The organism is Snodgrassella sp. W8132 (assembly GCF_016100865.1).
In the GTDB taxonomy this organism is placed as follows: Bacteria; Pseudomonadota; Gammaproteobacteria; order Burkholderiales; family Neisseriaceae; genus Snodgrassella; species Snodgrassella alvi.
The window spans coordinates 27,708-47,918 of sequence record NZ_JACFRQ010000005.1 but is presented as its reverse complement, the minus strand read 5'-3'; the positions used below and the strand labels follow the sequence as shown (position 1 = coordinate 47,918).

General features: G+C 40.1%; 19 protein-coding genes and 1 tRNA gene. 4 read left to right on the top strand and 16 right to left on the bottom strand.

What is annotated here, in order from left to right:
- Window positions 1-782: 782 nt before the first annotated feature.
- The 3 genes from H3U82_RS10155 (at window position 783) to H3U82_RS10145 (ending at window position 2,724) form a co-directional block, all read left to right on the top strand.
- Window positions 783-1,556, top strand: coding sequence for an energy transducer TonB (locus H3U82_RS10155; protein WP_025329709.1), 774 nt, complete (start codon window positions 783-785; stop codon window positions 1,554-1,556).
- An 83-nt stretch (window positions 1,557-1,639) separates the two neighbouring features.
- A complete protein-coding gene (locus H3U82_RS10150) occupies window positions 1,640-2,305 on the top strand; it encodes a MotA/TolQ/ExbB proton channel family protein (protein ID WP_174829660.1) in 666 nt (221 codons plus the stop codon).
- Window positions 2,306-2,307: 2 nt separating this feature from the next.
- Window positions 2,308-2,724 carry a biopolymer transporter ExbD gene (locus H3U82_RS10145; RefSeq protein ID WP_025329707.1) on the top strand — a complete coding sequence of 139 codons (417 nt, stop codon included), beginning with the start codon at window positions 2,308-2,310 and terminating at the stop codon, window positions 2,722-2,724.
- A 708-nt stretch (window positions 2,725-3,432) separates the two neighbouring features.
- Here H3U82_RS10145 and lpxA read toward each other — a convergent pair.
- The 13 genes from lpxA to rpsB form a co-directional block, all read right to left on the bottom strand.
- Window positions 3,433-4,209: an acyl-ACP--UDP-N-acetylglucosamine O-acyltransferase gene (lpxA, locus tag H3U82_RS10140; protein ID WP_037392385.1), complete on the bottom strand. Its 777-nt coding sequence runs from the start codon at window positions 4,207-4,209 to the stop codon at window positions 3,433-3,435.
- Window positions 4,210-4,280: 71 nt separating this feature from the next.
- Window positions 4,281-4,739, bottom strand: coding sequence for a 3-hydroxyacyl-ACP dehydratase FabZ (gene fabZ, locus H3U82_RS10135; RefSeq protein ID WP_025329705.1), 459 nt, complete (start codon window positions 4,737-4,739; stop codon window positions 4,281-4,283).
- Window positions 4,740-4,743: 4 nt separating this feature from the next.
- Window positions 4,744-5,805, bottom strand: coding sequence for a UDP-3-O-(3-hydroxymyristoyl)glucosamine N-acyltransferase (gene lpxD / locus H3U82_RS10130; protein ID WP_174829659.1), 1,062 nt, complete (start codon window positions 5,803-5,805; stop codon window positions 4,744-4,746).
- 9 nt (window positions 5,806-5,814) lie between these two features.
- Window positions 5,815-6,312, bottom strand: a complete 498-nt coding sequence (locus H3U82_RS10125) for an OmpH family outer membrane protein (RefSeq protein ID WP_025329703.1) — start codon at window positions 6,310-6,312, stop codon at window positions 5,815-5,817.
- 24 nt (window positions 6,313-6,336) lie between these two features.
- The gene (gene bamA / locus H3U82_RS10120; protein WP_100125720.1) at window positions 6,337-8,712 is read right to left on the bottom strand and encodes an outer membrane protein assembly factor BamA; all 2,376 of its coding nucleotides are present in this window, start codon (window positions 8,710-8,712) and stop codon (window positions 6,337-6,339) included.
- A 3-nt stretch (window positions 8,713-8,715) separates the two neighbouring features.
- The gene (gene rseP / locus H3U82_RS10115) at window positions 8,716-10,056 is read right to left on the bottom strand and encodes an RIP metalloprotease RseP (RefSeq protein ID WP_078474544.1); all 1,341 of its coding nucleotides are present in this window, start codon (window positions 10,054-10,056) and stop codon (window positions 8,716-8,718) included.
- Window positions 10,057-10,070: 14 nt separating this feature from the next.
- Entirely contained in the window at window positions 10,071-11,273 is a 1,203-nt protein-coding gene (gene ispC, locus H3U82_RS10110; RefSeq protein WP_110413725.1) for a 1-deoxy-D-xylulose-5-phosphate reductoisomerase, read from the bottom strand.
- A gap of 7 nt (window positions 11,274-11,280) precedes the next feature.
- Window positions 11,281-12,090 carry a phosphatidate cytidylyltransferase gene (locus tag H3U82_RS10105; RefSeq protein WP_198210404.1) on the bottom strand — a complete coding sequence of 270 codons (810 nt, stop codon included), beginning with the start codon at window positions 12,088-12,090 and terminating at the stop codon, window positions 11,281-11,283.
- 8 nt (window positions 12,091-12,098) lie between these two features.
- A complete protein-coding gene (locus H3U82_RS10100) occupies window positions 12,099-12,845 on the bottom strand; it encodes an isoprenyl transferase (protein WP_084550617.1) in 747 nt (248 codons plus the stop codon).
- Window positions 12,846-12,876: 31 nt separating this feature from the next.
- The gene (gene frr / locus H3U82_RS10095) at window positions 12,877-13,434 is read right to left on the bottom strand and encodes a ribosome recycling factor (protein ID WP_025329697.1); all 558 of its coding nucleotides are present in this window, start codon (window positions 13,432-13,434) and stop codon (window positions 12,877-12,879) included.
- Window positions 13,435-13,561: 127 nt separating this feature from the next.
- Window positions 13,562-14,281, bottom strand: a complete 720-nt coding sequence (gene pyrH, locus H3U82_RS10090; RefSeq protein WP_025329696.1) for a UMP kinase — start codon at window positions 14,279-14,281, stop codon at window positions 13,562-13,564.
- Between the two features lie 166 nt (window positions 14,282-14,447).
- A complete protein-coding gene (tsf, locus tag H3U82_RS10085; RefSeq protein WP_078474547.1) occupies window positions 14,448-15,320 on the bottom strand; it encodes a translation elongation factor Ts in 873 nt (290 codons plus the stop codon).
- Window positions 15,321-15,433: 113 nt separating this feature from the next.
- A complete protein-coding gene (gene rpsB / locus H3U82_RS10080) occupies window positions 15,434-16,183 on the bottom strand; it encodes a 30S ribosomal protein S2 (protein ID WP_025329694.1) in 750 nt (249 codons plus the stop codon).
- 193 nt (window positions 16,184-16,376) lie between these two features.
- Here rpsB and H3U82_RS10075 point away from each other — a divergent pair, with 193 nt between their 5' ends.
- Window positions 16,377-17,006 carry a 5-formyltetrahydrofolate cyclo-ligase gene (locus tag H3U82_RS10075; RefSeq protein ID WP_198210403.1) on the top strand — a complete coding sequence of 210 codons (630 nt, stop codon included), beginning with the start codon at window positions 16,377-16,379 and terminating at the stop codon, window positions 17,004-17,006.
- Window positions 17,007-17,854: 848 nt separating this feature from the next.
- Here H3U82_RS10075 and nfsB read toward each other — a convergent pair.
- From nfsB to H3U82_RS10060, 3 genes are all read right to left on the bottom strand, one after another.
- On the bottom strand, window positions 17,855-18,499 hold the full coding sequence (gene nfsB, locus H3U82_RS10070; RefSeq protein ID WP_025329692.1) for an oxygen-insensitive NAD(P)H nitroreductase: 645 nt from the start codon (window positions 18,497-18,499) through the stop codon (window positions 17,855-17,857).
- Window positions 18,500-18,818: 319 nt separating this feature from the next.
- The gene (locus H3U82_RS10065) at window positions 18,819-19,745 is read right to left on the bottom strand and encodes a nuclease-related domain-containing protein (RefSeq protein WP_198210402.1); all 927 of its coding nucleotides are present in this window, start codon (window positions 19,743-19,745) and stop codon (window positions 18,819-18,821) included.
- Window positions 19,746-20,025: 280 nt separating this feature from the next.
- Window positions 20,026-20,110 (bottom strand) — tRNA-Leu (locus tag H3U82_RS10060).
- Window positions 20,111-20,211: the final 101 nt, after the last annotated feature.

Here is a 20,211-nt window from a genome sequence, read left to right as displayed (position 1 = left end):
ACTCCTGCCTGCATTTATTTTTGACTTTCTCTTCACTCAACTGTTTTTCCTAAGTTTATTTTTTGCTCCTTTGACTCAGTTTTGCTGTTTTATTTGACTCCACTATCTGCCTATAGGGATATTGACTTGTTTATAGCCTCTATTCCTTCTACTTGTGATTAGATGACTCTTCTTATATTTGTATTTGGCACTTTTATATGCTCACTTTAAATTATTGTGGACTACTTCGACTCGGCTTTATTGATTAAACCAAATTTAATTTAGAAATATTTAAGACTATCGTTTCTATATAGAGCTTCAGTAAACTTTTTTGTTGTTAAAATATATCAATGAAATAATTAACTTAACTTTTATTTTGTACTTTATTAACTCTGTACTATATAGATGTGTCCTATAGCTATCTTTCTAACTTTAGTCTGTTGCTTTTTTTTATATTTTGATTTTGTCAGAATAGTATTAGCCAAATTTAGAGATACAAATATATATAAAGATAAAGTGGCGGTTTTCTGTTACCTTTAATTAATAGTTCTAAATTAATTCCGATAATCAGATAATTTTCTATTTTAATTAATCTTATATTTTGTTTTTAAATATTAAGTATAGAATCAAGTCATAATTATATTGTTTTGATAATTGTATATAGGTGTATTAAAGCTTTAAATACGATCTGTTTACACTTTAACAAGCTTATAAATTGCTCAATCTGACTGATTAACGCAGTCTTATGTTTTAGTGTTAAGTTATATTGCAAATAATAATGGTTTCTATTATCATGCAACGATATGGAAAACCAACGCAAAGTCAATTTTTTAATTGTTATTCTAGTGCTGGGCGTGCATGCTATTTTATTTTGGACAATAGCATTTAATGAACAGCAGATTAAAGTTGATAATAATATACAAGCACTGAATTTTGTTGATTTAGGTATAAGCTCGGATATGGCTGGCAAGATTGCTGACGATGTTCCTCAACAACCCGAATCTCAACAGCATGTTGTGCATAAACAGACGGTAAAAACACCGCCTAGAAAAGTGCTACCTGAAAAAACTCTGATAAAACCTGTAGCAACTAGCAAAGTACAAAGTCAATTTAAAGTTACTCCACCCAAAGAGGATGAACCGAAGCTGATACCTGCAGTAGCAAAATCATCGCCAATAGCGCCTGCACCTAGCAACAATGTTCCAGATGCTACTTCTGCAAATACTGGCGGAAAATCAGATTCCAAATCTGCAAATGGTAAAAACAGCAGTGATCAGTCTGCTGGTAGCTTAGTTGTGCCAAAAGAATATCAGGGAGGTTATCTGGCTGCATTAAACCCGGATTATCCGTATGACTCTCGGAGTAATGGGGAAGAAGGTGTGGTGGGTATAAAGGTTTATGTAGGTGCAGACGGAAAAGCACTTAATGTCACTATAAGTAAAAGTAGTGGCTATAGCCGTCTTGACCGGGCTGCTAAGCAGGCAATACTGAGATATCGTTTTAAACCAGCTACGCGCGGTGGTATTCCAATCTCTTATAACTATCAGTTTAATATAAAATTCAAAATATCAGATTGATAAAAAATAACGATAAGTAATGTAATTTTTGTATTTTAAATGATTTAATTAAATCATTATTAACTTTGAAGGTAATTATTCTTATGGATGGTAATATTGCTTCAATTTATGCTCAAAGCGGTTGGATTTTGCTAACTGTTCTGGCTATTCTTGTCTTGATGAGCATTATAACCTGGATTATTGCTTTGGTTCGATGCTGGAGTTTATGGTGCGCAAGGCGGGATAATCGCATAGCTTTAAATTGCTTTGAGACAGCTGAGAATCTGGTTCAATTGCAACATGAACTGGCTGAAAACCATTCACCGGTGGCTTTACTGACTCGTGATGCATTACACGCAAGTAAGCTTTATCATGATAAAGCTAATCATTCTTTGGCTGCGGCCATGCCCTTTAACCGCTACCTTACCAGTCAAATTCGTAATAGTATGGAACAGATTATGCGCCACTATGAGAGTGGGCTGACTATATTGGCATCAATAAGTTCAAGTGCTCCATTTATCGGATTATTTGGTACTGTATGGGGTATTTATCATGCTTTAATTAATATTGGCCATAGCGGACAGATGAGTATTGCTGCTGTAGCTGGTCCTATAGGTGAGGCATTAATTTCTACCGCCATAGGTTTATTTGCAGCGATTCCGGCTTTACTGTTTTACAATGGTCTGGTACGCAGCAAGAAAAATTTAAGTCGTGATCTTGATGGTTTTGCTCATGATTTACATGCACAATTATTAAATAATGAGGAATAGTGATGGCATTCGGTCATTTCAGTGATGATGAGGTACATGAATCAGCTGATATTAATGTAACGCCGCTGGTTGATGTAATGCTGGTACTCTTGATTGTCTTTATGATTACGATGCCAGTATTAACTCATTCTATCCCGTTAACTTTACCTACCACTGCTAATCCTACGGAGCAAACAGAACCAAAATCTCCATTACGCTTATCGATTGGTGCTGACGGGCAATATAAATTAGGCGAACAAACACTTTCCCTAACTCAACTAAAAAATGATTTACATCTAAAGGCTCAGGCAGATCCAGAACTAGTACTGGCGATAGCTGCTGATAAACACGTTGCTTATGATCATGTTGCTCAGGTATTAGCCGCTGCTCGGGATGCAGGTTTGGTAAAAGTTGGCTTTGTTACGGAAGATAAATCGTAAATTAAATATCTCAATATAATTCTATTAAATGGACTTTTTGTCGAGGAAAGTCCATTTTTTAATAGATTATTGTTATTGCAATATAATGAATTAAATAATACTACAATAAAATTTGACATCATAATTATATACTTAAACTATTTTTGTATCCGTTTGCGCATATTAAATAATTATTCATAATTACTGATATCAATATAGTTGCGTATATTATTTCTAGTGGGAAGGAATATCATATTACTGAGTGGAGACTATTCATATAATCGATAATAGGCACTAATAAAATATACATGATGTCATTTTTTCCTTAGTCTTTTATCACCGCTCTTTTCTTTTTTATTTGTTTTTAGAAAAGTGCAGAACTGATGATGTCCAATATTTCAAAAAATATATTTATAACCATTCAAACGATTGATTCTCCCTTTTATATTTATAATGAAATTTTCACGATATAAGTATTAATAAAAGCAATATATCAATATTGCTTTCCAGAGTTATGGAATAACAGAGTTTATTATTCAGCAGATTTTTCTGAGGTACTTATTAAAATAACTTGTAAAATTTAGATATTGTTATGTAGTAAATTTCATGTAAAAATTTTCTAGATTATTAAATAATCCATCTATTAAATATCTGTATCTGGATTTCTATCTTTAAATGTAAAACAGGTAGATTAATTGTTGATTATCTACCTGTTGTATTTCGCCTGATCTAACGAATAATGCCACGTGTTGATTGTGCAAAAAATTCTTTAAACACATGTAACTCAGGTGCTGAATCTGCTTCAGCAATAATTCTGGCTTTAGCATCAGCATAAGCCAATCCCTGGCGGTAAAGAATTTTATATAGACGTTTGATGTTGGCAATTTGTTCTGATGTAAATTGGTGCCGGCGTAAACCTTCAGTGTTAAGTCCGGCTGGCTCGGCACGATAACCGGCAGCCATAACATACGGAGGTACATCTTTATGCACACCGGCAGCAAAAGCTGTCATAGCATAATCGCCAATTTGACAAAATTGATGTACAAGTGAGAAGCCGCCCAGTATTACGTAGTCACCGATAACAACGTGTCCTGCAAGCGATGCATTGTTGGCAAAAACTGTATGATTGCCGACAACACAGTCATGAGCCAAATGAACATAAGCCATTATCCAATTATCATCACCTATACGAGTTTCACCAATGCCGGTAACGGTACCCGTATTGAAGGTGGTAAATTCACGGATGGTGTTATGGTTACCAATAATAAGTCTTGTTGGTTCCCCATGGTATTTTTTATCTTGTGGGATTGCTCCCAGTGAAGCAAACTGAAAAATTCGATTGCCTTCACCAATAGTAGTGTGCCCGTCAATAACAACATGCGGTCCGATATCGGTATTAGCTCCAATCTGCACGTTTGCACCGATTATGGTATAGGCTCCCACAGATACGCTACTATCGAGTTCTGCTTTGGGATCAATAATGGCTGTGGGATGAATCTGCGTCATGTATATTTCCTGCTGTCGTGGTTAACGACTAGTTTAATCATAGATGATTAATATTTTTAGTGATGTATTTTTTATTTTTCTACCTTGCGTTTGGCACACATGATTTCAGCTTCTGCCGCAACCTGATTATCTACTAAAGCAACAGCCTTGAATTTACCGATATCACGTTTGTTTGCCAATAATTTAACTTCGAATTTCAGCTGATCGCCGGGAACAACCTGACGCTTGAAACGGGCATTATCGATGCCTACAAAAAAATAAATTTCATCATCGTCACGACCACCATGACTTAAAATAGCCAGTGTTCCACATGCCTGTGCCATAGCTTCAATAATCAACACACCAGGCATAACCGGAAAATCAGGAAAATGACCAAGAAAAAAGGGTTCATTAGCTGTGACATTTTTAATTGCACTCAAAGTCATGGCTTCACTGTCGTAAGCGATAACACGATCAATCAGTAAAAACGGATAACGATGAGGTAATAATTTCTGCAGGGTACGAATATCTAAAGGTAAAGACCAATCCATTGCTTTAATCCTGTTGGTTTGATGAATTGCCGTTTAATTCGGCTAATTGATGTTCCAAGGCTTTTATTTTTTGATTCATTTCATGTAAGTGACGAATATGGGCAGCATTTTTTACCCAGTCACTATGTTTTTGTAACGGAAAAATAGAAGCATAGTATCCGCTTTCCTTAATACTGTGGCTGACAGCTGTAGCGGCACCAATCGTTGTTTTTGGCGGAATGTGTAAATGACCACCAATCATTGCTGCACCGCCGATAACGGAATAAGCGCCAACTTCTGTACTACCGGCAATGCCTGTACAGGCTACAATAGCTACATGAGCACCGATTTTGCCGTTATGGCCAATCATCACCTGATTATCAATTTTGGCATCATTTTCTATGATGGTGTTTTCAATTGCTCCGCGGTCAATTGTGGTGTTGGCTCCAATTTCGACATCATCGCCAAGAATCACGCAACCGGTCTGAACAATTTTAAACCATTCATTTTTCTGTTTGTCCCATGCAAAACCGAACCCATCAGCACCAATAACACATCCCGAATGCAGTTCTACCCGGTTACCCAGTATACAACCATGATAAATGGTTACATTAGCATGAATAACACAGTCATTACCCACCGTACAATCATCTTCAATAACAGCGCCAGCCAGAATGCGTGTGTTTTCACCAATGATACAGCGCTCGCCAATAACAACATGAGCACCAATTTCGCAACTGGCTGCAATTTTTGCAGATGGTGCAACTACTGCACTGGGATGGATAGATGCTTTAGCCTGAATGCGAGGATGAAACAAACGGGCAACTTGGGCAAAGTAGAGATAAGGATCATCAGTAACAATCAGTGTACGATCAGTTAAAACTTCGGCAGATTTTTCGGTAACAATCAGTACCCCAGCCTTACTGGCCAATGCTTCTGCACGCAAACGCGGATTACTGAGAAAGCTGATATCGTTTGCTTGCGCCTGTTGTAATGAAGTAATTCTGGTAACAATGACATCACTGCCACGCAATTGTCCGCCCAGCTGTTCAACTAAAGCGGTAGCGGTTATCTGGTTTACAGCCATATTTCTGCCTTACTGTTTTTGTGCATTTAATGCTTTAATAACAGCATCAGTGATATCAAATTTACTGTTGACAAATATGGCATCCTGTATGATTAAATCATATCCTTCTTTTCGTGCCATTTCGATAATAACTTTATTGGCATTTTGCTGAAGTGAGGCAAACTCTTCATTACGACGCAGGTTGTAATCTTCTGCCAGTTTTGCAGCTGCTTCTTTATATTGTTCATCCATTTGCAGCATTTGTTTTATTTTTGCTTCTCGTTCGGCCGCCGGAACTTTCCCTGATTCAATTGCTTCTTTTAATTTCAGCCCTTCAGCTTGCATGACTTGCAGTTTTTTCTGCAACGGCGCAAATTCTTTATCAAGATCTTTCTGAATAGACTGAGCCTGAACAGATTGCTGATAAACACGGCTGGTATCAATAAAGCCGAGCTTTTGTATACTTTCTGCCCATGCAAAAGAGCAGGAAAGCACAGCAGCAAATGTTAAAACAATTTTTTTAAACATAAATTTGTCCTTATCTAGCTGCGATTAGAACGTAGTTCCCAACTGGAACTGGAAGCGTTGTATCTGATCTTCCGATTTCTTATGAATTGGATAAGCATAACTGAATTTCAGTGGTCCCATAGGTGACAACCAGGTAACAGCTAAACCAGCAGAATAGCGTACTTCGTTACCAATACTTGATTTATGTGTTTTGGAGCCGCCATAAGGATTTTTTTCATCATAATAGTTATAAGTTTTGTTATCCCACACACTACCGGCATCTGCAAACATGCTGAGGCGGACAGTATGCTGATCTTTAATTCCCGGAAACGGGAACAACAGTTCTGCAGTTGCAGTAGCAATATAATTACCACCATAACTGCTGGAATCACTACTATATGAACCGTCACTGTATCGGTTAAAGTATTTCGGACCAAGTGTACCAGACTCATAACCCCGTACTGAACCTAAACCACCGCCATTAAAAGCATACATAAATGGCAAATCCTTGGTTTTTCCATAGCCATCCGCATAACCAAGCTGTCCGTATAGCATAAGGGTAAAGTTTTTATTTATCGGGAAATACCAGCGCTGGTCATGACTAATGCTGTAATATTGTAAATCGCCGCCGGGTAAACCACTGTTAATATTAGCATTCATTATGTAGCCGCGAGTAGGCCATAATGAACTGTCTGTAGTGTTACGACCCCAGCCGACAGTACCTTTTAATATCCAGTTATCTTTACCATATTTCTGAACAAATTCAGCATAACGCTGCGGCGCATATTCGCCATATAAGTTAACGGCCAGATGCTCTGCACCAAGACTGAAATTAACCCGATCATACTCGGTAATCGGTACGCCCATGGTCATTGCTGCGCCGATGGTTGTGGTTTTATAGTCCATTGAGTTACTGTCTGATTTGCTGGGGTTATAACCACGGTAGTATAGGTTATACCCCAGACTGACACCATCAGGAGTGAAATACGGATCAGTAAAGGAAAGAGCCGCAACCTGATTAACCTTGGAGCGGGATAGTTGCAGACTAGCCGATTTACCAGTACCAAACAAATTATCCTGTGCAATACCTGCTGACAGCAGCAAACCGTCATCCTGCGCCCAACCGGCACCAACATTAATAGAACCGGTTGATCTCTCTTTGACACTCATATCCAGATCAACCTGATCTGGTGTACCTGCTACAGGCTTAACATCTACTTGAGCATTATCAAAATAGCCTAATTGCTGAACACGCTCTTTGGAACGGTTAATTTTCGATACATCATAGGGAGCGCGTTCCATTTGCCGCAATTCACGCCGTAGTACCTCATCACGGGTTTTGTTGTTACCTGTAATATTGATCTGATTAACATAGACTTTACGATCAGGAACGACGTTTAGTACAAAATCGACAACATGTGTATTTTCATTGGGTACAGGGCGAACATCTACCTGACAGAAAGCATAACCTGAGCTACCCATTTTGTCCTGAATTGCTCTGATGATATTAATCATCTGTGAGCGGTTGTACCATCTTCCCGGTTTGATTTTAACCAGTTGCTGTAATGATTCTGCGGGTACTTCACGGGTATCACCGCCAACAGTTACATTACCCCAGCGATAGCGTTCGCCTTCATTTACTGTGATGTTAATCATCTGAGCAGTTTTATCTTCACTGCTGTTTACTTTAACATCAGCAATACGGAAATTCAGATACCCATGATCCTGATAATAATTATTGATTTTATCCAGATCCTGCTGTAACTGGGTATCTGAATAACGATCATCCCTAGTTAACCAGCTTGTCCAGCTTTTCTGGCTTAATGACATCTGTTTACGCAAAGTATGGGCAGAATAGTGTTTATTACCACTAAAATTAATTGATTTGATGGTTGTCGTTGCACCTTCATCTATTTTCAGCTCAAGTGCAACACGATTACGTTCCAGCCTAGTAACCTTGGGAGTAATTTTTACCGCATTTTTACCACGCTGGCGATAGGCGTCCTGCAAGCCTACTATTGCCTGCTCTAATATAGCCGGATTAAATACGCGTGATTGCCCCAGACCAAAACCACTCAGGTTTTTCTTAATATCATTATTATTGATGGATTTACCGCCGGTAACATCAAAGCTGCTGATAATTGGCCGTTCCACTACAGTTAACAGGACCTGATTACCCATGGTTTCAACCCGTACATCATCAAAAAAACCTGTTGCATACAGTTTTTTGATAATCTCTTCACCCTCCGTATCGGTAAAAGTATCACCGATTTTAACCGGAAGGTAACTGAAAACAGTTGTGGGAGCTGTACGCTGTAAACCCTCTACCCGAATGTCTTTTATGGTAAACGGTTCGACTGCTAAAGCCAGTGAAGACAGGCCCAGAGCCATTAAACTGACAGTAATCTGTTTTAATTTCATCATTCATCCAAACAAACGGGTAATATCATTGAAGAAAGCCACCAGCATTAACATTAACATGGCAGCAATACCAAAACGCAACCCCATTTCCTGTATACGCAAACTCAGGGGTCTGCCACGAATCCACTCGATGGCATAATACAGTAAATGCCCCCCGTCTAATACGGGAACGGGTAATAAATTGAGTACGCCAAGACTTACGCTAACCAGAGCTAGAAATTCTGTATAACTTTGCCAGCCCATAGCAGCAGTTTTGCCAGCCACATCTGCAATAGTCAATGGACCGGAAAGATAATGCAGCGATGCCTGACCAGTAAGTAATTTAGCAAACATGGAAAGAGTAAGTGTAATGTAATCCCACGTGCGTTGCATAGCCAATCGTGCGGATTCAAAAAAACCGGGCTGATAATGCTGGCGAATCTGGGCATCCCATGTTTTATCACGCATGGCACCTACACCAACCTGACCAATAATTGCTCCCTTTTCAAGCACTGATTCCGGTCGCAGGCTAGTTTGCAGAATCTGTCCGTTTCGCTGATAACTAATGTCAAGTTTTGCACCAGCACTGGCCCGGATACTGTCTACCCAATCCTGCCAGCCAGTAAGTTTGCGTCCATTAATGGTCAATAAAATATCACCTGTACGCAGACCAGCTTTAGCTGCGACACTATCCGGTATAACCATACCTATCTGATTAACGACTTTGAAAGGTGCAATACCCAGATAACCGGTTTTGGCAACATTAGCAGCAGCATCGGTACCGGCAATATTCAGTTGCCGCTGCTGCGGTTGTCCGGCTGCATTGATAACATCAACCTGAACTTTGCCGCTATCCAGATTAAGCATAATTTTAGCCTGAGCATCCGTCCAGTCTGTGACAGCCTGTCCGTTAACACTATTGATACGGTCGCCTTGCTGAAAACCTGCATCAGCAGCTACTGTAGCTGGCTCAACCATACCCACCCAGGGGCGAATTTGAGTAATACCACCTATGCTGAAACTTGCTGCATACAGCAGTACAGCTAATATCAGGTTCGTCAACGGACCGGCAACAACGATTGCAATACGTTTAAGAGGATGCTGCTTATCAAAAGCATAAGGTAAATCAGCTTCACTGACATCTCCTTCACGGGTATCAACCATTTTGACATACCCCCCGAGAGGGATGGGTGCCAGACACCATTCGATATTGCCGCGTTTTAAACAAAAAAATGGTTTACCAAAACCAATACTAAAACGCAGTACTTTAACACCACACCAGCGAGCCACAACCAGATGGCCTAATTCGTGCAAGCTTACCAGCAGTAAAATTGCTACAATAAAAGCAAATATGGTTAATAACATGGTTTATCCTGTTCTCATCCGGCAGACCGGCCAGCTATCCATGCACTTGCTACACTACGCACCCGTGTATCAAGTTGCAAGAGTTCTTCTATAGAAGACGCAGTTTGCCCGCTAAAATATTGCAGACAGTTATCAACTACTGACGCTATATCAACAAACTGAATGTTTCTGTCCAGAAAGGCAGCTACGGCAACTTCATTAGCTGCATTCAGCACACATGAACTGGCCGGATTATTGCTGTGTAATACATCATAAGCCAGTTTCAAGCATGGAAAACGTACGAAATCCGGTGCCAAAAAGTGTAAACCACTTAAACTGGTAAAATCCAGCTGTTCAACCCCTGAATCAATTCTGTCTGGTAAGCCCAGACAATGTGCAATCGGAATACGCATATCCGGTTTACCCATTTGAGCCAGTACAGAACCATCTCGGTAACGAACCATGCTGTGTATCACACTTTGCGGATGAATAATCACTTCCAGCTGTTCAGCAGCAGCATTAAATAACCAGTGAGCCTCAATTAACTCAAGGCCCTTATTCATCATACTAGCTGAATCAACAGAAATTTTGCGACCCATCTGCCAGTTTGGATGGCGTATTGCAGCCTCTGGGGTAATAGCCACAAAATCTGCCAGTGCGGTGTGCAGAAAAGGACCACCTGATGCCGTTAAAACCAGCGATGCTACGCCAGCATGCTCCAAATTTCCCTGATAATTATCAGGTAATGCCTGAAAAATAGCATTATGCTCACTATCTACAGGTAACAGCCGTGCACCGTACTGCTGAACAGTCTGCATAAATAAGGCACCGGCGACTACCAGGGTTTCTTTATTTGCCAGATAAATAGTCTTACCGGCTTTCGCTGCTGCTAACGTAGGTCTTAAGCCGGCGGCACCGACAATAGCAGCCATGACAGCATCAGTTTCACTATCCTGTGCAACATCGCACAGAGCCTGTTCTCCAAATAAAACCTCTGTAGTAACAGCAGCAGTCTGTAATTGTACTCGCAGAACATCCGCCTGCGCAGCGGTGGCAACCACAGCGTAAACTGGATGATAACGAATACACAGTTCTGCCAGACGATCAATTTTCTGGTGTGCGGTTAACGCAAAAACAGAAAACCGTTCAGGATGGCGCCCAATAACATCAAGAGTACTCTGACCAATGCTGCCAGTCGCTCCCAGAATAGTTATAGAAGTAGGATTATAACCACTCATCAAAAAATCACTTTACACTAAAACAGGCTATCAAGGCGGCATAAACACTCAGTACAGCAATCAGGGAATCTATCCGATCAAACACACCACCATGTCCGGGTAAAAGCTGGCTGCTGTCTTTTACACCACCGGCACGCTTTAACCAGCTTTCCAGCAAATCACCGCAGATACTGACTGCAGTCAGAACAAAAGCCAGACACAGGGTTTGCCACCAAGGTAGAATAACCGGTAACCAGCCTTGCTGTTGCAGGATAATTGTATAGATAGCAACGCAAATAACCGCACCAATAGCACCTTCCCAGCTTTTATTCGGACTGATAGTTGGAGCCAGTTTACGTTTACCCACAGCCCTTCCGACAAAATAGGCAGCAATATCGGCAATCCACACTAATGCCATGATCGATAAAAGAGCACCGGCAGCTTTAGTATCCGGCCGCAAAGAAATTAATGCCTGCCAGAAGGGCACCATTAATAGCCAGCCAATCATGACACCAGACAAGTTGGCTCTGATCTTCCATTTAAATTTTAACCAGACTGGTACGATAATCAGCCAGAACAGCAAAACCATTATCTGTGCCCAGAGTGGTAATGCCGTCTGCTGATAATAAAAATAAAGACATCCACCGCCTACTGCGCTGACCAGCAGATAGAGGGCATTCTGTATGTTAGTGAAATGGGCAATACGGGCATATTCCCATAAAGCCAGTAAGGCAATCAGACCGCTAAATGCAGCCCATAAACTGTTGTTAGCCCCGAACAACATACCTATCATTAAGGGCAGTAAAACCAGAGCAGTAAGAATACGTTGTTTGAGCATAAATAAATTTAGAGTCGCTGTTGGGTAAGTGGCAACTGCTCCGAGGTTCTGCCAAACCGTCTCTCCCGTTCCTGATAGGAACGTACAGCATTAGCCAGCTGAGATTCATCAAAATCCGGCCACAGAACTGGCGTAAAATATAACTCGGTATAAGCCAGTTGCCATAGAAGAAAATTACTGATACGGGTTTCGCCGCCTGTACGGATAAATAAATCCGGTTCGGGAGCATAACCAAGTGACAGATATGGCAGGATGCTGGTTTCAGTCAGTTTGGTATCTCCGGCCTGAATAGCCTGATTAACCGCCTGCAAAATATCCCAGCGACCACCATAATCAGCAGCTATAGTCAGAGTTAGCCCGGTATTGGCTGCTGTCAATGCTTCTGCTTCTTCAATCCCGTGTACGATTTCTGCTGCAAAACGGCTGCGATCACCAATGACACGCAGACGCAGATTATTTTTATGCAATTTTTGTACCCGTTTTTGCAATGACTGCAAAAACAGCCCCATCAGAAAATTAACTTCGTCCATAGGACGACGCCAGTTTTCAGTAGAAAAAGCAAAGACTGTCAGATACTCCACACCCATACGTGCGCAGTTTGCTGTCATTTCTTCCAGCATTTCCAGCCCTTTTTTATGCCCCATAATCCGTGGCATCAGACGTTTTTTAGCCCAACGTCCGTTACCGTCCATAATAACGGCAATATGCCTCGGGATTTCGGTATGTTCGGGCACACTCTGAGTACTACTAGTAATCAAAATACATCCTTTACTGCAATTATATAGTTCAGATTGCCATCAGATCGGCTTCTTTAGTTGCCAGCATCTTATCAATTTCAGCAATGTATTTATCAGTAAGCTTCTGAATACCTTCTTCACCGCGACGAACTTCGTCTTCACTGATTTCTTTGTCTTTATGCAGACGTTTGAGGTCATTATTGGCATCACGTCGTATATTACGCACGACTACCCGACCATCTTCAGCTTCACCACGGACTACTTTAATCAGATCTTTGCGTCGCTCTTCGGTAAGCATTGGCATGGGTACGCGAATCAGATCACCCATTGCAGCCGGATTCAGGCCAAGATTTGAGTTACGAATAGCCTTTTCGATAACAGCAGCCATTTTACTTTCATAGGGTTTCACCCCGATGGTGCGAGCATCCAGCAAGGTTACACTGGCAACCTGACTAACAGATACCATGCTTCCGTAATATTCTACCTCAACCTGATCTAGTAAACCGGTATGAGCGCGCCCTGTACGAACTTTAGACAGATTATCGCGCAATACATCCAGTGATTTCTGCATTTTGGTTTCAGCAGTGCGTTGAATTTCGTTAATCATGAATATTCCTGTCTGGCCTGACAGCATTTATTTCAATTTTCTCAAATTTTTGCTGTCAGAAAATGGCAAACGCGCATACTAACGCAGTTATACGCGTCACCACAAGTTTAGTTAAGCAGTCTGATGTTTATACATGGACTAATGTACCTTCATCTTCACCCCAGATAACCCGTTTAAGTGCTCCCGGTTTGAAGATGCCGAATACCACAATATTCAGTTTCTGTTCACGGCATAAAGCAAATGCCGTGGCATCCATTACTTTCAGATTCTGGCTAATTGCCTCATCAAAAGTAATTTGCTGATAACGTTTGGCCTCAGGGTTGGTTTTAGGATCAGCAGTATAAACCCCATCAACATTGGTTGCCTTTAACATAATATCACAATTCATTTCTACTCCACGTAAACTTGCTGCGGTATCTGTAGTAAAAAACGGATTGCCGGTTCCTGCTGCAAAAATCACCACTTTACCCTCTTCCAGATACTGGATCGCTTTCGGGCGTGCATAAGTTTCTGCTACCTGCTGCATACTCAGTGCTGACTGCACTCTGGCTTTAACCTGCTGACTTTCAAATGCTTCTTTCAGAGCCAGTGCATTCATCACCGTAGCCATCATGCCCATGTAATCGGCGGTAGCACGTTCCATGCCTTTGGCTGATTGCGCCATTCCGCGAAAAATGTTACCGCCGCCAATAACAATAGCCACTTCTACACCCATATCGACCACTTCTTTAACCTGTGCAGTGATTTGCATAATGGTATCGCGATTGATACCAAAAGCATCCGGCCCCATCAGGGACTCTCCGGATAATTTCAATAATACACGTTTGTATTTTGCTGGTTTGGTCATGATCATTCTTTCTGTCAGTTTGCCATTAGATGTTTAACAGCGATCGATAAATTTAAAAAAATGGGAACTTTTATTTCAGCTATCTCAACCTGAGTAAACAGATAACTCAAAAAAAAGCACCCTGATTCAGGAGCCTGAATCCAGAGTGCCCGTGGCATAAACAGCCTTATACTTTAGAAGCAGCGGCTACTTCAGCAGCATAATCCACTTCTTTTTTCTCAATACCTTCACCAACATGGAATGCAACAAAACGACTTACTTCAGCATTTTGTTCTTTCAGGAATTTTTCCACAGTCTGGTCAGGATTAATAACGAACTGCTGACCCAGCAGAGTTACTTCAGCCAGGAATTTCTGTACCCGGCCTTCAACCATTTTTTCAATGATATTTGCCGGTTTGCCGGAAGCTGCAGCCTGCTCTTCATAAATGTGGCGTTCTTTTGCCACAATTTCCGGGTTCACTTCAGCAGCAGAAACGCATTGTGGTTTGGATGCAGCAATGTGCATGGCTACCTGACGGATAGCTTGTGCATCGCCACCTTTGTGTTCTACCAGTACACCGATTTTGGTACCGTGCATATAGGTTACTAAACTGTTATCAGTTTCAATTCGTTCAAACCGTCGTACAGTGATATTTTCACCCAGCTTAGCAATGACAGCTTTACGAGCTTCTTCAACAGTAACGCCATCATCTGTTTTGGCTTCAGCCAATGCTTCCAGTGTAGCAGGGTTGTGCACGGCAACAGCTTTAGCCACAGCCTGAGCAAATGCCATAAAGCTGGCATCTTTGGCAACGAAATCTGTTTCACAGTTAATTTCAGCAACTGCACCTACTTTGCCATCCACGTATTCAGCAACTACACCTTCTGCTGCAGTACGGCCAGCCAGCTTACCAGCTTTGGCACCAGATTTAATGCGCAGAATTTCTTCGGCTTTTTCCATATTACCTTCGGCTTCTACCAAAGCTTTTTTGCATTCCATCATGCCCAAACCGGTAGCAGCACGCAAATCACCTACCATTTTTGCAGTAATTGCAGCCATGTTTTACTCCTTAAACTTAATTATGCTCAGCCAGACAGATATCAGGCTGAAAAATTGTTTTAAAAAAAGGGGCACTAACGTCCCCTTCTTTTACAAAGATATGAGATAACTAATTATTCAGCAGCAGTTGCAGCCTGTTTTTCTTCTGCGGCCTGAGCAGCCTGAACCACTTCCTGTAAAGACTGAGCTTTACCTTCCAGAATGGCATCAGCAATACCACGGCAGTACAAACGAATTGCCTTAGCTGAGTCATCATTACCCGGAATTACATATTTAACATCATCAGGGCTGTTATTGGTATCAACCACAGCGATAACCGGAATACCCAGTTTAGCTGCCTCTACCAAAGTACCTTTCTGATAACCGGTATCGATAACGAAAATCGCATCAGGCAGGCCTTTCATATCTTTAATACCGCCCAAAGAACGTTCCAGCTTAGCAACTTCACGCTGCATTTCCAATACTTCTTTTTTACCGTAACCGGCTTCAGTAGCATTTTCCAGCGCAACAGTTTTTTCTTCCAGACGTTTAATAGACTGTTTTACGGTTTTGTAGTTAGTCAGCATACCGCCCAACCAGCGATGATCAACGTAAGGAGCACCGGCGCGGGTAGCTTCTTCCTTAACGATATCACGTGCCTGACGTTTAGTACCTACGAACAGTACAGTTCCTTTATTGGCAGCCAGACGACGCACTACATCCTGAGCCTCTACAAACATCGGCAGGGTTTTTTCCAGATTGATGATATGGATTTTGTTACGCGCACCAAAAATGTACTCAGCCATTTTCGGATTCCAGTAACGTGTCTGATGACCAAAGTGTACGCCTGCTTCCAGCATCTGGCGCATAGTAATTTGTGACATAATAATCTATCCTTAAAAGGGTTAAAGCCTGACACTGCCACGCATAGAACTCTGCAACAGAGCACCCTTTCGCGTACAGTGCGAGCGTTGTTTATTTTTACCGAGGTAAAACACTCAGATGATACAGAAAAAAAGCAGTTACGGCAAGTATGCAGCTTTACGGTATCCTGCCTGAGTATTAACAGGCCAAATTATGCAGATACATACAGATAAAAGACAACAGCGTGGTTATTTGCGCCGGCAGCGTCAGCAGTTAAAGGATGATATACGTCAGCATGCTACTACCCGAATTAACCGCCTACTCTATCCTCTGATCCGACGTAAAAAACGGATAGCCGTATACTGGGCAGTAGGCAGTGAATTATCACTGTGGTCATTTATTATTACTGCTCAGAAACGCGGAGCAACAGTTTATTTGCCTTATATTGCAGCCAGACAACGACAATTATGGTTTACTCCCTGCCCTATCCTCTCTCGTAAGCAAGCCACAGCCCGTTTTATGGCTCAGTACGGTTTAAAACAAAAGCGCGGTTTAATTCCTCAATTTCATGGTCAGCGGATTCGGGCTCGCTATTTACATACTCTGATTGTGCCGTTGCTGGGAATTGATCAAAAAGGTAATCGTCTGGGACAGGGCGGGGGTTATTACGATGCCACACTTTCAGCATTACAATCCTGGCAACCGAAATTAATAGGGGCTGGTTTTGCCTGCCAGCGGTTACAAGAAATTCAAACTGAAAAGCATGATATCAAAATACCTTATTTTGTCTGTGAACAAGGTGTTGTGCACTTTAAGCTGGGTATAAATAAATTATCTGGCTGAATATTTATACAGAAAATGGTTTTAGTATTTAAGATACTTTTAAAAGTATAAATAAGGCGATAAATTTAATTTCAAAAATCTTAAATAGATTGTAAAATAAAATATTATGCAAAAGTAATATTTTTAAATGAAGATATTGCGGGATATATTTATTAGAGCTTGGCTTATGATTTCCTGATGATATGCTAATTGAACTATCTAAAGATAAAAAATTTGCTCGAAAGAATAGAAAATACGTTTTGGCATGGAATAAACGGTTATTTATCTGAATATAAACCAGTCTTGTCAAATTTTATTTTTCAAGATAAGTTATTCTATGCTTTTTTTTATTTTAAAGATGATTTAATTATGCTTAAACCAGACAGGATAACTGTATTAATTATTAATAATATCAACACAATTCAAAGTAAAAATTAGAAATCGTAAACTACCAGTATCACCTTGGTTAATACAATACACTTTATCTGCTGATGCAAAATATACCATTTATATTATAAGTGAGAGTTTTGGCTATTATTCCGTAGAAATTTAAAAGAAAAAGATAAAAATTAAATGATTATTTTCTTTAAGCTTCAGCATTATTAAACAATATTATTCAGCAAGTTTTCTCTTCGTTGTTATCATTTAGTAATCAGGAATTTAGCTGTCTCGTTATTTCTGAATAGATCCCATTTTAAACTAAATCAAATCAATTATAAGGTTAGCTAAGTCTTATATTCGAAGGTGCTACCGACAAATATATAATTCAGCACATAAGTACAATTTTCTTAGAAGGCAAAACAATAAAATACGGATATCAGTATATTTATTGTTTTGCCCGATAATCGGTAATATTCTGGAACTAATAATTACAAGCGAGTAAATATCTGCTCTTCAGGCAGGCGTGATTTTGGCCGGGTAGCATTACTGTCATTAGCGGCACGATAGCCAAGACTGACTACCAGTACGCTTTTCAACCCCTGCTGTTGCAGACCAAGAATTTCATCCATTTTCTGATCATCAAAGCCTTCAATTGCTGTTGAATCGATACCAATAGCAGCTGCTGCAAATAATAACTGCCCCAATACAATATATAACTGTCTGCTTTCCCACTCAAGCTGGCTATGTGGTGTCGCGCTATTTTTATTAACATAAAAATGGCGACCTTTATCCATCATTTCCTTGATTTCACCTTCTTCGAAACGACCATCCTTTTCTTCCTGAGCCAGTACATTCTGTAAATGCTGCTCATCCAGGGGGGTTTTAGCACAGAATATTAAGGTATGTGATGAATCAGCTACCCGCGGATGATTCATTTCTACAATTGCCGGCATGATTTTGGCACGAGCATCGTCATTATCCACTACAAAAAAATGCCAAGGCTGTGAATTTACTGATGAAGGGCTGTTTCTGATAACTTCAAATAGTTGCGCCAATTGCTCTGCCGGAATTTTTTTTGTTTTATCATAATGTTTGGTCGTATAACGCTGTTTGGATATATCAGTAATATTCATTGTCTGGATTCCTGTTGTTTCTCAATAATTATTAAATAATTCAATTGATTATTTTAATTCAAAAATAATAATCATATTGATTAAATAGGTAAGGATACTCATAAAATATATATAACCACTATATATAATATACCGGCTATATAAATCAATTAGCTTACATTAATATATATTTGAATATGGTACTTCTGAAAAATTTTACCAATAGTATTTTATGTAAAAAATTGTTCAGTAAAATAATAATGTTCATGGTATACATTACTTTTAAACCAGTATATTTAGTGTATCTAACTTCTCAATAACATACTGAAATCATCACTATTCATTGTTGTTTAATTTTTTGCTGACACTGATAACAATATATTTTACCGCCAAATATATTTTTATGATTCCGGCAATAATCAACTACGCCTGATGAGATATTTTTATGACACATGGAGCAAAAATAATAAGTTGCTGAACTCAAATTTTCATTTTGTGGATGAGCTATATGAGTTGATTTAGTTATCAACTGATCAGATGACTTATTCAAACCAAAATAACTTGGCCAGTCATATCGTGCTGGTTGATGCAACTGCACCAGCTGACGGGCAAATTTTTGTATACTGGCAATTGGTGCTGTACGGATAAAACTTAAGATACCCGCGGGTTTGCTTAACTGCTGTACTTTTGTTTGCAATTGCTCATTTTTTATTACGCTGTCCAATCCAGAAACTGGATTTCGGGGACGCCGGATACAGGCATCGTTAGAGACGAGTATCAGGCTATATAATGACGGACGCAATTTTCTGCCAAAACGGATGGGCAGCTGAATCTTATCTGAAAGTAATAAATTATTCAGCAGGCTGATATGACGTCGGTTTTGTTCAAGAGGAGAAGACATTCCCTGTTCATTACCTTCATATATACGTGAAAACTCACCCTGCTCATTAATAATCAGGCTGCCAGTTATTCTTTTACTTTCACATACAAATATTTGTAGATAGCGGTTAATCAGCAAATGGTCGATTTGTGCCACTTTTCCCTGATACTTTAATCTTAAATCATTAATAATTACCCATTCGGAATGATTGCCAAAATGAAACTGCAGCTGATAAGCAGATTCTGCTTCACCTTTGATTCCCGAACGGATTAACCGCAGATGATGTTCAATATGCTGACGCGTCTGCTGTGTTAGATCAGACCGTTGCAATAGCTGGTGGAGTATTTCTATGTCTTTTACTTTACTGTCAGCCTGCTTAAAAATCATTTTTAGAATTCAATTGCAATAATTAGTGATAGATGTCTGTCTGGGTCTGATATGGGGTTTTCTATGATTGTCCGGTAAATGATAAAACCACCGGAAACCAAAAGAGTCGTATTATATTTAATAATACGACTCACTAGCTATAATGATTATGCCAAATAAGCTATTATGTTTTTCTCATGATTTAGCTATCAAGTTTGATAAATTTCTGCATATCATTAGTCTGACAGGCTGTTAACTGCGAAAATAAAAAAAACCGCTGTTATCAGCGGTTTTCAGAATCTGGTGCCCAGGGACGGACTCGAACCGTCACACCTTGCGGCGGGGGATTTTGAGTCCCCTGCGTCTACCAATTTCGCCACCTGGGCTAGCGAAGAAGACGCATTATAACGGATTTTCCATGGCTGTAAAGAATTTTTTTATGGTAAAAAATTTTTTTAACTGATTCTGAATAAAATATTGATTTTAT